The organism is Streptomyces durocortorensis, assembly GCF_031760065.1.
Classification (GTDB): Bacteria; Actinomycetota; Actinomycetes; order Streptomycetales; family Streptomycetaceae; genus Streptomyces.
Genome location: NZ_CP134500.1, coordinates 2,495,187 through 2,509,195, shown reverse-complemented (window position 1 = coordinate 2,509,195; position 14,009 = coordinate 2,495,187). Strand labels below are relative to the sequence as shown.

Annotated in this window: 13 protein-coding genes and 1 pseudogene; 11 read left to right on the top strand and 3 right to left on the bottom strand. The window is 71.8% G+C overall.

Annotation, left to right across the window (positions count from 1 at the left end):
- The first annotated feature begins 6 nt into the window (after nucleotides 1–6).
- Nucleotides 7–642 (top strand): GNAT family N-acetyltransferase, encoded by a 636-nt coding sequence (locus tag RI138_RS11090; protein ID WP_311119775.1) that lies wholly within the window; start codon nucleotides 7–9, stop codon nucleotides 640–642.
- On the opposite strand, the gene RI138_RS11085 is transcribed toward RI138_RS11090, so the two are convergent.
- Nucleotides 575–1,207, bottom strand: coding sequence for a GNAT family N-acetyltransferase (locus RI138_RS11085; protein ID WP_311119774.1), 633 nt, complete (start codon nucleotides 1,205–1,207; stop codon nucleotides 575–577). The two genes, RI138_RS11090 and RI138_RS11085, sit on opposite strands and share 68 nt — an antisense overlap.
- 132 nt (nucleotides 1,208–1,339) lie before the next feature.
- Here RI138_RS11085 and RI138_RS11080 point away from each other — a divergent pair, with 132 nt between their 5' ends.
- The 6 genes from RI138_RS11080 (at nucleotide 1,340) to RI138_RS11055 (ending at nucleotide 8,592) form a co-directional block, all read left to right on the top strand.
- Complete coding sequence (locus RI138_RS11080; RefSeq protein WP_311119773.1) at nucleotides 1,340–1,954, top strand: CGNR zinc finger domain-containing protein; 615 nt, start codon at nucleotides 1,340–1,342, stop codon at nucleotides 1,952–1,954.
- A 65-nt stretch (nucleotides 1,955–2,019) separates the two neighbouring features.
- Nucleotides 2,020–2,607, top strand: coding sequence for a sigma-70 family RNA polymerase sigma factor (locus tag RI138_RS11075; protein WP_311119772.1), 588 nt, complete (start codon nucleotides 2,020–2,022; stop codon nucleotides 2,605–2,607).
- Nucleotides 2,604–3,602 carry an anti-sigma factor family protein gene (locus tag RI138_RS11070; protein ID WP_311119771.1) on the top strand — a complete coding sequence of 333 codons (999 nt, stop codon included), beginning with the start codon at nucleotides 2,604–2,606 and terminating at the stop codon, nucleotides 3,600–3,602. The genes RI138_RS11075 and RI138_RS11070 overlap by 4 nt, the downstream gene beginning before the upstream one ends.
- A 138-nt stretch (nucleotides 3,603–3,740) precedes the next feature.
- A complete protein-coding gene (locus RI138_RS11065) occupies nucleotides 3,741–6,119 on the top strand; it encodes a HelD family protein (RefSeq protein WP_096631006.1) in 2,379 nt (792 codons plus the stop codon).
- A gap of 425 nt (nucleotides 6,120–6,544) precedes the next feature.
- Nucleotides 6,545–7,981: an NAD-dependent malic enzyme gene (locus RI138_RS11060; protein ID WP_311119770.1), complete on the top strand. Its 1,437-nt coding sequence runs from the start codon at nucleotides 6,545–6,547 to the stop codon at nucleotides 7,979–7,981.
- A gap of 329 nt (nucleotides 7,982–8,310) precedes the next feature.
- Nucleotides 8,311–8,592, top strand: a complete 282-nt coding sequence (locus RI138_RS11055) for an HU family DNA-binding protein (RefSeq protein ID WP_003968811.1) — start codon at nucleotides 8,311–8,313, stop codon at nucleotides 8,590–8,592.
- Between the two features lie 114 nt (nucleotides 8,593–8,706).
- Here the strand turns inward: RI138_RS11055 and RI138_RS11050 are convergent, their stop codons facing one another.
- Nucleotides 8,707–9,198 (bottom strand): DUF2000 domain-containing protein, encoded by a 492-nt coding sequence (locus RI138_RS11050; RefSeq protein ID WP_311119769.1) that lies wholly within the window; start codon nucleotides 9,196–9,198, stop codon nucleotides 8,707–8,709.
- A 52-nt stretch (nucleotides 9,199–9,250) separates the two neighbouring features.
- On the opposite strand from RI138_RS11050, the pseudogene RI138_RS11045 reads away from it, so the two are divergent.
- Nucleotides 9,251–9,858: pseudogene (locus RI138_RS11045) on the top strand (AraC family transcriptional regulator).
- A 90-nt stretch (nucleotides 9,859–9,948) separates the two neighbouring features.
- On the opposite strand, the gene murA reads toward RI138_RS11045, so the two are convergent.
- Complete coding sequence (gene murA / locus RI138_RS11040) at nucleotides 9,949–11,289, bottom strand: UDP-N-acetylglucosamine 1-carboxyvinyltransferase (RefSeq protein WP_032765061.1); 1,341 nt, start codon at nucleotides 11,287–11,289, stop codon at nucleotides 9,949–9,951.
- Nucleotides 11,290–11,576: 287 nt separating this feature from the next.
- Between murA and RI138_RS11035 the strand changes: the two genes are divergently transcribed.
- The 3 genes from RI138_RS11035 to RI138_RS11025 all read left to right on the top strand — a co-directional run bounded on the left by RI138_RS11035 (nucleotide 11,577) and on the right by RI138_RS11025 (nucleotide 14,009).
- Nucleotides 11,577–12,137, top strand: coding sequence for a YqgE/AlgH family protein (locus RI138_RS11035; RefSeq protein ID WP_311119768.1), 561 nt, complete (start codon nucleotides 11,577–11,579; stop codon nucleotides 12,135–12,137).
- Nucleotides 12,138–12,167: 30 nt separating this feature from the next.
- Nucleotides 12,168–12,464: a DUF3039 domain-containing protein gene (locus RI138_RS11030; RefSeq protein ID WP_006124925.1), complete on the top strand. Its 297-nt coding sequence runs from the start codon at nucleotides 12,168–12,170 to the stop codon at nucleotides 12,462–12,464.
- 240 nt (nucleotides 12,465–12,704) lie between these two features.
- Nucleotides 12,705–14,009, top strand: coding sequence for an extracellular solute-binding protein (locus RI138_RS11025; RefSeq protein WP_311119767.1), 1,305 nt, complete (start codon nucleotides 12,705–12,707; stop codon nucleotides 14,007–14,009).

Below are 14,009 nucleotides of genomic sequence, written 5' to 3'. Positions count from 1 at the left end.
GGCCGGATGACTGACCGCACGCGCCCGCACGACGGGACGACTGACCGCACGCGCCCGCACGACGGGACGACCGCCCACGCCCAGCCGCTCACCCGCCCGCTCACCCCCGACGTGACCCTCCGGCCCGCCGCGCTCGCCGACGCGCCTTCCTTCGCCACGGCCCTCACACGCAGTCGCGCGTACATGCGCCGCTGGGAACCCGGACGCCCGGAGGGCTTCTACGCCCCCGAGGGCCAGGCCGCCCGGCTCACCGCGCTGCTCGCCGAGCGGGACGCGGGACGTGCCATGCCGTGGGCCCTCGCGGACGCCGACGACCGGGTCATCGGCGCCTTCACGCTCAGCGCCATCGAGCGCGGCCCCTACCGCAACGCCCGCCTCGGCTACTGGGTCGACGTGGACCACGCCGGACGCGGCCTGGCCACCGCCGCCGTCGGCGCGGTCTGCGACGCGGCCCGGGACAGCCTCGGCCTGCACCGCGTCGAGGCGGCGACCGTCACCGAGAACGCGGCCTCCCAACGGGTGCTGTCCAAAGCCGGGTTCGAGCGGATCGGCACGGCCCCCGGCTATCTGCACATCAACGGCCGCTGGCGCGACCACCACCTGTTCCAGCGGCTGCTGCACGACGATCCGCCGTTCGCCTGACCTCCGCCGCGGGCGCCTCGCGGGCATGGAGGTGACCGTCGAGCGGGTAGTCGGGCGGCAGTGCGCTCAGCAACTCCGCGAACGGGTACCCGCACTTCTCCGCCACCCGGCAGGAGGCCACGTTGTCCACCTGGTGCAGCAGCTCAAGCCGGACCAGCCCCTCGTCGGCGAAGGCCGTGAACGCCCAGTCGGTGAGGGCGGCCAGGGCCCGTGACGCCACGCCCCTGCCGCGCGCCCCCGCCGTCGTCCAGTACCCCACCTCGGCCCGCTCGGGCCCCGGTCCCGGCCACTTCAGTGCGAGGTTGCCGACCAGCTCCCCGCCCCGGCCGGTGTCCGTCACGGCGAAGCTGAACCGGCTGCCCGACTCCCGCCCCGCGCGCTGCGCCGCCAGCCAGCGTTCCGCCTCCTCGGGCGTGGACACGGGCGTGCTGATCCACTGCCGCATCGCCGGGTCGTCGTAGGCCGCCAGCAGCGCCGACGCGTCCTCCTCGCGCCACGGGCGCAGCAGCAGAGCGCCGGCGGTGAGCGTGAGGTCTTCCCCGAGTGTTCCCCCGTGACCGTTCATGGCTGCCACGGTAGCGGCACCGGCCTTGCGGCCGGGGCCCGGCCCGGGCGGTGGCGGGGGTTCCGGCCGGGCCCCGGCAGGGGCACTCTGGGGGTGGCAGTCCGCCGGTGACGCCGAGGTGGTGACCCGCGCATGGGTACGGGCAGGTATGCGCACGTGTGGCGGTTCGACGCGGGCCGGATCTGCCTAGACCTGGTGGCCACCGGGAGCGCGGGCGGGGCGCCCGGGGCAAGCGAACAGCTGCCGGACCCCGAGCACTTGGCGGGATGGCTGGCCGCCGCCCGGCTCGTACCGCCGGGCACCGCGCTGCCCGTGCTGGACGACACGTGGGTCGCCCGCTTCCATGAACTGCGCGCGGTGCTGGACCTCCTGATGGAGGCTCAGTCGGGCGGTCCGCGCGCGGACGGCATGCTGGAGCGGGTCAACGCCCTGGCGGCCGGGGCGCCCCCGGGGCTGCGGGCGGTGCGCGCGGCCGACGGTGAGCTGGTACGGGCCCTGAGCGCCGCCCCCGACTGCCCGGGGCTCCTCGCCGTCGTGGCGCGGGACGCGGTGGACCTGCTCACCGATCCGGTGGCGCGCGCGGCCCTGCGCCGCTGCCAGGGCGAGGACTGCCGGCGGCTCTACCTGGACACCTCGCGGGGCGGGCGGCGGCGCTGGTGCTCCGGCGAGGTCTGCGGCAACCGCGAACGGGTCGCCAGGCACCGGCGGCGGGCGCTCGAAAAAGAATTTCCGCCCGGCGTTGAATGAACCGGGCCCCGTCCCCGTATCGATGGTCGAAGAGCTCGATTCAGGGTCTCGACCGGGAGGTTCGGGTGCGCAAGGATGCGGCCGTGGCCGATGACCGTCCGCACAGGGCTCGACATCGCGGTGAGCCGCCCCCGTCCTCCTCCGGGATACCCGACGAGGAGCTGATGCGGGCGCTGTACCGCGAACACGCCGGGCCGCTGCTCGCGTACGTCCTCCGACTCGTGGCGGGCGACCGCCAGCGGGCCGAGGACGTGGTGCAGGAGACGCTCATCCGTGCCTGGAAGAACGCCGGCCGGCTCAACCGGGCCACCGGCTCCGTCCGCCCCTGGCTGGTGACGGTCGCCCGGCGCATCGTCATCGACGGCCACCGCAGCCGGCAGGCCCGGCCGCGCGAGGTCGATCCGTCGCCGCTGGAGGTCATTCCCGCGGAGGACGAGATCGACAAGGCGCTGTGGCTGATGACGCTCTCGGATGCGCTCGACGATTTGACTCCCGCGCACCGGGAAGCATTGGTCGAGACCTACTTCAGGGGACGTACGGTCAATGAGGCCGCCGAAGTACTCGGCGTCCCCAGCGGGACCGTACGGTCCCGGGTCTTCTACGCACTCCGTTCGATGAAGCTCGCACTCGAAGAGAGGGGGATCACGGCATGAGTGACCACGAGTGGCAGCCGTTCGGGCCCCGGCCTCCCGGCCCCCGCCCGCCGTCCGGTCCCTCAAGTCCCCCGTATCCCGCGGGTCCTGCACACCCCTCAGGGCCCGCGCCCGCCTCCGGCCACGGCTACGGCGCGGGCCCCGCCTTTGGCGCGGGCCCCGCGTACCTGTCCGGACCCGGTGGTCCCTCCGGTCCCTCCGGGCGTGAGGAGCCGTTCGCCGTACCGCCCGAAGGGTCCGAGCACGACGCTGCCGCCGCGTACGTCCTCGGCATCCTGGACGACGCCCAGGCGAGCGCCTTCGAGGCCCACCTCGCCGGGTGCGCCCGGTGCGCCGCCCATCTCGACGAGTTCGCCGGGATGGAGCCCGTACTAGCGCTGCTGGCCGACGCGCCCGCGGCGCCGCCCGGCGCCCGCCCCGTACCGAAGGTTCCCGAGCGGCCCGCGCCCCGACTGCTCGGAGGGCTGATGGACGAGGTCGCGCGCAAGCGGCACCGGCGCAGCAGGCGCAGCCGCTACCTGGTCGCCGCGGCCGCCGCCCTGATCATCGGCGGCCCGGTCGCCGCCGTCGCGGTCACGGCGGGCGACGACGGCGGACCGCCGGTGGCCGCGGGCGACCCGCACCCGACCAGCCCGGCCGAGGACGCCTTCTTCGAGCACATGACGGAGAAGGTGTCGGCCACCGACCCCACCACCCGGGTCGGCGCGACCGTCGGCATGGAGGAAAAGGCCTGGGGCACCCATACGGTCCTGGAGCTGAAGAACGTCAAGGGACCGCAGAAGTGCACCCTGATCGCCGTCTCCAAAACGGGCGAGGAGGAGGTCGTCACCTCCTGGTCCGTCCCGCGGTGGGGATACGGCATCGAGGGCGCCACGAACCCGACCGCGAAAGCCCCGCTGTACGTGCACGGCGGGGCGGCGATGGACCGCGAGGACATCGACCGCTTCGAGGTGCGGACGTTCGACGGGGAGCGGCTGGTGGAGATCGGAGCCTGAGCCGTGCCCTGCCCGCTCCATCCGCTCCATCCGCCCCTCCCGGCGCGACGCGCGATCGGTATCCGGGCGGCAGGTGCGCTCGGGGCCCCCTTCGCATAGGGTTGACGGCTGCCCAGTGCACGTCAGAAGGGGGCCTCGGTGGCCGCGCAGGATGCCGCTGTCGAATCGCTGCGGGACCGGGAGATCGGTGTCGAGCAGGAACATCTCGACCGGGTTTATCACCGCCTTGAGGAGAAGATCCACGAGGCGGAATTCCTTATGAACGACGCCGTCAAGCGCGGCCAGGTCGGTACGCCGGGCGCGCTCGCCGAGCGCGACGCCCAGGTGTTCCGGGCCGGGATTCACCTCAACCGGCTGAACAGCGAGTTCGAGGACTTCCTCTTCGGGAGGATCGACCTGCTGCTCGGCAAGGACGGGGAGCGCGGCCCGGACGGCGCGTACACCTCCGTCGAACCGGCCGACGACTCCGTACGCGAGGACGCCACCGCCGACATCGCGGAGACGCTCCACATCGGCCGGATCGGGGTGCTGGACAGCGACTACGCGCCGCTGGTGATCGACTGGCGGGCCCCGGCCGCCGCCCCGTTCTACCGCTCCACCCCGAAGGACCCCGGCCGGGTCGTGCGCCGCCGGGTCATCCGCTCCAAGGGCCGAAAGGTCCTCGGGGTCGAGGACGACCTGATGCGCCCGGAGCTGACCGCGTTCCTCGACGGCGAGAAGCTGCCGGTGATCGGCGACGGCGCGCTGATGGCCGCCCTCGGCCAGGCCCGCAGCCACACCATGCGGGACATCGTCTCCTCCATCCAGGCCGAACAGGACCTGGTCATCCGGGCCCCCGCCGCCTCCGTCACCGAGGTCACCGGCGGCCCCGGCACCGGAAAGACGGCGGTCGCCCTGCACCGGGCGGCGTATCTGCTCTACCAGGACCGGCGGCGGTACGCGGGCGGCATCCTGATCGTCTCGCCGACGCCGCTGCTGGTCGCGTACACCGAAGGGGTGCTGCCCTCGCTCGGCGAGGAGGGCCAGGTCGCGATCCGCGCGATCGGTTCGCTGTCGGACGAGGCGGCGGGCGTCGAAGGCGCCACCGCGTACGACGAACCGGCCGTGGCCCGCGTCAAGGGCTCGTCCCGGATGCTCCATGTGCTGCGCAAGGCGGCCAGGGGCGCGCTGGAGCAGGGCCGTTCCGCGCCGAAGGCGGACGAGGGCCAGCTCTCCTTCGGCGACGAGCCCGAGCGCGGCCGCCCCACGGCCACCCCGGACCGGCTGCGGGTGGTCGCGTTCGGCGCCCGGATCGAGCTGGAGGCCGAGGAGCTCAAGCGCATCCGGCACAACGCCCTCGGCGGCACCGCGCCGGTCAATCTGCTGCGCCCGCGCGCCCGCAAGCTGCTGCTGGACGCCCTGTGGAACAAGTCCTCGGGGCGCGGCCGCTACACCGACCCTCAGCTGATCGCGGAGCTGCGCTCCTCGTTCGACGAGGACGTCTCGACCGAGACCCCGTTCCTGGAGTTCCTCGACGCCTGGTGGCCCGAGCTGACCCCGCGCCGGGTGCTGGCCGCGATGGCGGACGAGAAGCGCCTGGCCCGCTGGGGACGGCGGATTCTGAACCAGGGCGAGGTGCGCCGCCTGGCCCGCTCCCTGAAGCGGCTGGACGCGGACGGCAGTGGTCCGCTCTCCGTCCACGACGTGGCGCTCCTGGACGAGCTCCAGGCCCTCCTCGGCACGCCGCACCGGCCGAAGCGGAAGCGCGAGATGGACCCGCTGGACCAGCTCTCCGGCCTGGAGGAGCTGATGCCGCAGCGCGAGGAGACCCAGTGGGAGCGGGCCGAGCGGCTGGCGGCGGAGCGCACCGAGTACGCGCACGTCATCGTCGACGAGGCCCAGGACCTCACTCCGATGCAGTGGCGCATGGTCGGCCGCCGGGGCCGGCACGCCACCTGGACGATCGTGGGCGACCCGGCCCAGTCCTCCTGGTCCGATCCGGACGAGGCGGCCGCCGCCCGGGACGAGGCACTCGGCTCCCGGCCGCGCCGCCGCTTCACCCTCACCGTCAACTACCGCAACCCGGCGGAGATCGCGGAGCTGGCCGCGAAGGTGCTGGCGCTGGCCATGCCCGGGACGCAGTCCCCGGCGGCGGTCCGGTCGACCGGGGTGGTGCCGCGCTTCGTGCCGGTCGAGGGCGGCGACCTGGCCGCCGCGGTCCGTGAGGAGGCGCGGCGGCTGCTCGCGGAGGTGGACGGCACGGTCGGCGTGGTCGTCGCGATGAACCGGCGCGCGCAGGCCCGCGGGTGGCTCGCCGAGTTGGGGGAGCGGGTCGTGGCGCTGGGCAGCCTGGAGGCGAAGGGCCTGGAGTACGACGCCACGGTGGTCGTCTCGCCCGCGGAGATCGCGGACGAGTCCCCGGCCGGACTGCGGGTGCTGTACGTGGCGCTGACCCGGGCGACGCAGCAGCTCACGGTGGTCTCGGGGGAGCGCGACCTGCCGGACGAGGACGGGGTCCCGGACCTGCTGAGGGACTGACACCGGCCACCTGGGAATGGCCGATCGGGTGGTCCGCGCGGGTTTCGCGGGTCAACCTGTCGCACGGGAATCACTTCTCGTGGGTCTTTGTTACCGTGGTACTGGCACCGGCTCGATCCAAGCCCCCGGGCCCAACCTTCGTCGCTACGAGCGACCACTTGCCGCGAGGCGAGCATGGCGGGCCGGTGCCACCTGAGCGAAGAAGACAGACCCGCGTCACCTGTTGGTGGCGCGGGTCTGTTCTCGTTTGCGCAGCGGTTGGGGGTTCCGCCGAACGGGTCACTTCTCGTATGGTGGAAACTACTTTCCGAAAGGCGGCAGTCATTACCGGCTACCAGTCGGTAGGTGCGACGATCGGGAAGCGTGTCCGGAACGAGGGTTCCGGTTGCGCGGCAATGAAGCTAAGGAAAGCGAAGGACTCGGCCATGGCAACGGCGCCCAGCGTCTCGTACTCGATGACGGTCAGGCTGGAGGTGCCCGCGAGCGGCACCGCGGTCTCCCAGCTCACCACGGCCGTGGAGTCGTCGGGGGGCTCGGTCACCGGCCTCGACGTGACCGCCTCCGGCCACGAGAAGCTGCGGATCGACGTGACCATCGCGGCCTCCTCCACCTCGCACGCGGACGAGATCGTCGAAGGTCTGCGCGACATCGAGGGCGTCGTGCTCGGCAAGGTCTCCGACCGTACGTTCCTGATGCACCTCGGCGGCAAGATCGAGATGGCGTCCAAGCACCCCATCCGCAACCGCGACGACCTCTCGATGATCTACACCCCCGGCGTCGCCCGGGTCTGCATGGCCATCGCCGAGAACCCCGAGGACGCGCGCCGCCTCACCATCAAGCGCAACTCCGTCGCAGTCGTGACGGACGGCTCCGCGGTGCTGGGCCTGGGCAACATCGGCCCGATGGCCGCGCTGCCCGTCATGGAGGGCAAGGCGGCCCTCTTCAAGCGCTTCGCGGGCATCGACGCCTGGCCGATCTGCCTGGACACCCAGGACACCGACGCGATCGTCGAGATCGTCAAGGCGATCGCCCCCGGCTTCGCGGGCATCAACCTGGAGGACATCTCCGCCCCCCGCTGCTTCGAGATCGAGGCCCGGCTGCGCGAGGCCCTCGACATCCCCGTCTTCCACGACGACCAGCACGGCACCGCGATCGTCGTCCTGGCCGCGCTGACCAACGCCCTGCGCGTGGTGGGCAAGAGCATCGGGGACGTACGCGTCGTCATGTCCGGTGCCGGAGCCGCCGGTACGGCGATCCTGAAGCTGCTCATCGCCGCGGGCGTCAAGCACGCCGTCGTCGCCGACATCCACGGTGTGGTGCACGCCGGACGCGAGGACCTGGTCGCCGCGTCCTCCGGCTCACCGCTGCGCTGGATCGCCGACAACACCAACCCCGAGGGTGTCACCGGCACCCTCAAGGAGGCTGTCGTCGGCGCCGACGTCTTCATCGGCGTCTCCGCCCCGAACGTGCTGAACGGCGACGACGTCGCGGCGATGGCGAACGGTGCGATCGTGTTCGCGCTCGCGAACCCGGACCCCGAGGTCGATCCGGCAATCGCCCGCCAGACGGCGGCGGTTGTCGCCACCGGCCGCTCCGACTTCCCCAACCAGATCAACAATGTGCTGGTCTTCCCGGGTGTCTTCCGCGGTCTGCTGGACGCCCAGTCCCGCACCGTCAACACGGAGATGATGCTCGCCGCCGCCGGAGCCCTCGCCGACGTGGTCGCCGAGGACGAGGTCAACGCGAACTACATCATCCCCTCGGTCTTCAACGACAAGGTCGCGGGCGCGGTCGCCGGAGCCGTCCGGGCCGCCGCGAAGGCCGCCGCGGGCACCGGCCCGGCCTCCTCCACGTCCCCCTGACCCGGCGCCCGGCGGGCCCCTACGGCGCGTCGCGGGTCGCGGCGCCCCAAACGCCCCTTTAGGGTGGGCGGGCAGTGGGCCTTGCGGGGCCCGGCATCCGCTGCGGACCGCTCGGCCAAGTCGACGGAGCGTCACCACGAGCAAACCGTGGCGCTTTTCATTGACCCCGAAGGGTTCCGGATTGGCTTTCCCGCCGCTGGTGGGGGCAGGATGCGTAATCGGGCGAGAGGGTCTGACATCAGACCCGGGTCCGGGGACTGTCAGAGGGCCCTGGCAGCATCGGCTTCGATCTCACGCCTCACAGGCAAGAAGAACACGGGAGTAACAACATGAACCGCAGTGAGCTGGTGGCCGCCCTGGCCGACCGCGCCGAGGTGACTCGCAAGGACGCCGACGCCGTGCTGGCCGCGCTCGCCGAGACCGTCGGTGAGATCGTCGCCAAGGGCGACGAGAAGGTCACCATCCCCGGCTTCCTGACCTTCGAGCGCACCCACCGTGCCGCTCGCACCGCTCGGAACCCGCAGACCGGCGACCCGATCAACATCCCCGCCGGCTACAGCGTGAAGGTCTCCGCGGGCTCGAAGCTCAAGGAAGCCGCCAAGGGCAAGTAACCCTCGAAGGCGCAAGCAGGGCGGCCACTCCCGACCAGGGGTGGCCGCCCTCATGCATGCCAGGGGCACATGCGCCCCGCTCGGGCGCCCGCACGCGGGTGAGGCTCCCCGGGGTCAGGGATGCAGCCGCGCGCCCTTGAGGGCCTTGTCCACGGCGTTGCGCGGCCCGTACACGGCAAGGCCCACCAGATCGAGCGCGTCCCGCCCCACTGCCCGTACGGCGGCCCGGTTGTCCCGGTCGTTCCCCGTACCGAACAGGTCCGAGGTGAACACGGCCGTCGCCAGGGACCGGGAGAGCGCCTTCGTGTGCGCGGCGGTCAGCGTCTCCTTCGCCCCCTCGAAGACCAGCACGGGCTGGCGCAGCATCGGCAGGTACGCGGTGGCGTCGGCGTCCTCGTAGGGCTCGCCGATCACCTCGGGCGCCGCCGTGCCCAGGCCGCTGACCAGGAAGGCGGTCACGTTCAGGCGCTGCCAGGTCTCCAGGTCGTCGCGGAGCAGCACCGCGATCCTCGTATCGAAGCGGACGGGAGCGTTCTCGCTCTCTGCGCTCTCTGCGGTCCCGGTGGTCCCGGTGGTCCCGGTGGTCCCGGTGGTCGTGTTTCTCATGGTCCGAGACTGGCCGGTGGTCCCGGCCGGGGTCTTGTACGTTCTTTGCGTGATGCCACGGCAGGAGGACGCGATGCCACGGCAGGAGATGTCGGCCTGGCGTCCGGCGGTCCCGGGCATCGTGGAGGTCTTCCACGCCCGCTTCACCGAACACGCCGCCTACCCCATGCACGTGCACGACGCCTGGACGCTTCTGATCGTCGACGACGGGGCCGTCCGCTACGACCTGGACCGTCACGAGCGCGGCACCCCGGACGGCACGGTGAGCCTGCTGCCGCCGCAGGTCCCGCACAACGGTTCGCCCGCGACCTCCGGCGGCTTCCGCGGGGCGTCGCGCGGGACCTGCGCGAGCTTCTGGACGAGCGGCTGTGCGAGGGGGTCACGCTGGCCGAGGCCGCCCGGCTGGTCCACGCGCACCCCACCCATCTCGTACGGGCCTTCAGCGCGGCCTACGCCATCGCGCCGCACCAGTACGTGACGGCCCGCCGCGTCGACCGGGCCCGCCGCCTGCTGCTCGACGGGATGCCGCCCGGCGAGGCGGCGACCGCTGTCGGCTTCCACGACCAGTCCCACCTCACCCGGCACTTCCGGCGGATCGCGGGTACCACCCCGGGCCGGTACGCCCGTTCGAGGGCCGCCGCGGGGCCTTCTGACGCATGAGCGGCCCGCCGCCCCGGCCCCTCCTGAGGGGGCGGGGCGGCGGGCCGCTCATGAGGTGCGCAGTGCTGTGTGCGGCAGCACTGTGCGGGGTCAGACCAGGGAACCGCCCGGCAGCTCGACCTTCGCGCCGAGCTTCTCCAGCTTCTCCATGAAGTTCTCGTAGCCGCGGTTGATCAGGTCGATGCCGTGCACCCGGGAGGTCCCCTGGGCCGCCAGCGCCGCGATCAGGTACGAGAAGCCGCCGCGCAGGTCGGGGATGACCAGATCGGCGCCCTGGAGCTTCGTCGGTCCCGAGACGACCGCCGAGTGCAGGAAGTTGCGCTGGCCGAAGCGGCAGTCCGAGCCGCCCAGGCACTCGCGGTAGAGCTGGATGTGCGCACCCATCTGGTTGAGCGCGGAGGTGAAGCCGAGCCGGGACTCGTACACCGTCTCGTGGACGATCGAGAGGCCCGCGGCCTGCGTCAGCGCGACCACCAGGGGCTGCTGCCAGTCGGTCTGGAAGCCGGGGTGGACGTCGGTCTCCAGCGCGATGGCGTTGAGCGCGCCGCCCGGGTGCCAGAAGCGGATGCCCTCGTCGTCGATCTCGAAGGCGCCGCCGACCTTGCGGTAGGTGTTCAGGAAGGTCATCATCGAGCGCTGCTGGGCGCCGCGCACGTAGATGTTGCCCTCGGTCGCCAGCGCCGCCGACGCCCAGGAGGCCGCCTCCAGGCGGTCCGGGAGCGCCCGGTGGGTGTAACCGTCGAGCTTGTCGACACCGGTGATCCGGATGGTCCGGTCGGTGTCCATGGAGATGATCGCGCCCATCTTCTGCAGTACGCAGATGAGGTCCTCGATCTCCGGCTCGACGGCCGCGTTGGACAGCTCGGTGACGCCCTCGGCGAGGACGGCGGTGAGCAGCACCTGCTCGGTGGAGCCCACCGAGGGGTACGGCAGCCGGATCTTGGTGCCGCGCAGCCGCTGCGGGGCCTCCAGATACTGGCCGTCCGCCCGCTTCTCGATGGTCGCGCCGAACTGTCGGAGGACCTCGAAGTGGAAGTCGATCGGCCGGCCGCCGATGTCGCAGCCGCCCAGGCCCGGGATGAAGGCGTGGCCGAGGCGGTGCAGCAGCGGGCCGCAGAAGAGGATCGGGATGCGCGACGAACCCGCGTGGGCATCGATGTCGGCGACGTTCGCGGACTCGACGTGCGAGGGGTCGAGGATCAGTTCGCCCGGCTCGTCGCCGGGGCGGACGGTGACGCCGTGCAGTTGGAGAAGCCCCCGGACCACCCGTACGTCACGGATGTCGGGAACGTTGCGGAGGCGGCTGGGCCCGCTGCCGAGCAGCGCGGCGACCATGGCCTTCGGCACCAGGTTCTTGGCGCCTCGGACGCGGATCTCGCCCTCCAGCGGGGTGCCGCCGTGGACAAGCAGGACATCGTCTGTGCCGGTCATGTATCTCGCGTTCCGGAGTGGTCGGGCAGGGGGCCAACGAAAAGGGTAATGGCCTCCCACCCCCCTTCCGTAAGACGAAGGGGGGTGTACGAACGTCATGAATCCGCCACAACACCCTCCGCTCACCGGATCTTGCGGAGGGTTACCGTCCGGATGGCCCACCGCGCCCCCGCCGCACAGTGCGCTCCCCGTGCCTCCGTGCGCCCTGAGCTGCGCTCGCTCTCGTGGGGCGACCATCCCGTCCACTCGGCCCCCGCGGAGGGCGAATATGCGGGATCATTTCTGCCATGACCGAGGTGTCCTCGCTCACAGGGCGACTGCTCGTGGCCACACCCGCCCTCGCGGACCCGAACTTCGACCGCGCGGTGGTGCTGCTCCTCGACCACGACGAGGAGGGCTCCCTCGGCGTGGTCCTGAACCGCCCGACCCCGGTCGGCGTCGGTGACATCCTCACGTCCTGGGCCGGGCTGGCCGGCGAGCCGGACGTCGTCTTCCAGGGCGGCCCGGTCTCGCTCGACTCCGCGCTCGGCGTGGCGGTGATCCCGGGCGACGAGGGCCCGCTCGGCTGGCGCCGGGTGCACGGGGCGATCGGTCTGGTCGACCTGGAGACCCCGCCGGAGCTGCTCGGCCCGGCCCTCGGTTCGCTGCGGATCTTCGCCGGTTACGCGGGCTGGGGCCCCGGTCAGCTGGAGGGCGAGCTGAACGAGGGCGCGTGGTACGTGGTCGAGTCGGAGCCCGGCGACGTGTCCTCCCCGCGCCCGGAACAGCTCTGGCGCGCGGTGCTCCGCCGCCAGCGCAGCGAGCTCGCGATGATCGCCACGTACCCGGACGACCCTTCGCTCAACTGATGCCCGTCTCTTTCAGTACCCTTGGCGGTTATGAGCACTCTTGAGCCCGATCGCGGGGCAGGTACGGGAACCCTCGTTGAGCCGACGCCGCAGGTGTCGAGGGGCGACGGCGACCACGAGCGCTACGCCCACTACGTCCAGAAGGACAAGATCATGGCGAGCGCCCTGGAGGGCACTCCCGTGGTCGCGTTGTGCGGGAAGGTCTGGGTGCCGGGGCGCGACCCGAAGAAGTACCCGGTCTGTCCCATGTGCAAGGAGATCTACGAGTCCATGGGCGCAGGCGGCGACAAGGACAAGGGCAAGGGCGGCGGCAAGGACAAGAAGTAGGTCCGCCCCTCCTTCGGCTTTCAGGCCCCCGGGCCGCGCGACACCGCGTGGCCCGGGGGCCTTCTCCGTGCCCGGTCACCGGTGGTGACCGGGCCGTCGCGTTGCACGGGCTGCATTCGCTGGTCACAGAGTGGTGGAGACCACTTGTCGGCGTACGGGCGCGGATCTACTCTCCTGCCAGTTGTGCAGAACGAAACGCACGTTGCATATGTTGCAACGCATGACCGGTAGGGGTTCCGGATGAAGCTTTCTGCCCGAATTGCCGCCCCAGTAGCGGCGCTTGTGCTGGCCGGCCTCACCGCCACCGCCTGCGCGCCGCAGACCTCCGACACCAGCGCCAAGGGTGACGAGAAGACCGGCACACTCCGTGTCTGGCTCTTCCAGGAGGTCGGCAACAAGCCCAAGGAGAAGGTCGTCGACGCGGCCGTCGCCGAGTTCGAGAAGGCCCACGAGGGTGCGAAGGTCGAGATCGAGTACATACCCGTCGACACCCGGGCCCAGCGCGTCAAGGCCGCGTTCAACGACCCCAAGAGCGCCCCGGACCTCATCGAGTACGGCAACACCGACACCGCCGGATACGTCAAGGACGGCGGACTCGCGGAGGTGACCGAGGAGTTCAACGCCTGGGACGAGGCCAGGGACGCCGACCCGATCGCCAAGCAGTCCGTCACCGTCGACGGCAAGGTCTACGGCGCGCCCTTCTTCGTCGGCGTCCGGGCCCTCTACTACCGCACCGACGTCTTCGAGGACCTCGGCATCGAGGCCCCCAAGTCCCAGGCCGAGCTGATCTCCACCGCCAAGAAGATCCGCAAGGCCAAGCCGGACCTCTACGGCCTCGCCGTCGGCGGCGCGTACACCTACGGCGCGATGCCCTTCATCTGGGCCAACGGCGGCGAACTCGCGGGCGAGAGCGGGGGAACGTACAAGTCGGGCATCAACAGCGAGAAGTCCCGCAAGGGCATCGAGGCCTACACCTCCCTCTTCGGCGACGACAACTGCCCGGCCGCCAAGTGCGCCTCCATGGGCGGCAACGCCACCGTGACCGCCTTCGCCTCCGGCAAGGCCGCCATGGCGATCGGCGGCGACTTCAGCCACGCGGCTGTCGAGGCGGGCTCGGTCAAGGGCAAGTACGCGGTCGTCCCGCTGCCCGGCGTCGCCGAGAACTCCATCGCCCCCGCCTTCGCGGGCGGGAACAACATCGGCGTGCTCAAGAGCAGTTCGCACCGGACCCTCGCCGTCGACCTGATGAAGTCGCTCACCGGCAAGCAGACCCAGGCCAAGATGTTCGACGCGATGGGCTTCCTGCCCACCTACACCGACGTCCTGGACAACGCCGCGAAGAAGCAGCCCTTCGTCGCCCCGTTCGTGCGGACCCTCGGCGCGGGCGCCAAGTTCGTCCCCGCCTCGCCCGGCTGGGGCCAGATCGACGCCTCGCTGGTCCTGCCGACGATGTTCCAGGAGATCGTCTCCGGCCGTAAGGACGTGGCGCGGGCCTCGGACGACGCGGCGAAGAAGATGGACGCGGCGTTCGCCGACGCGGGCTGA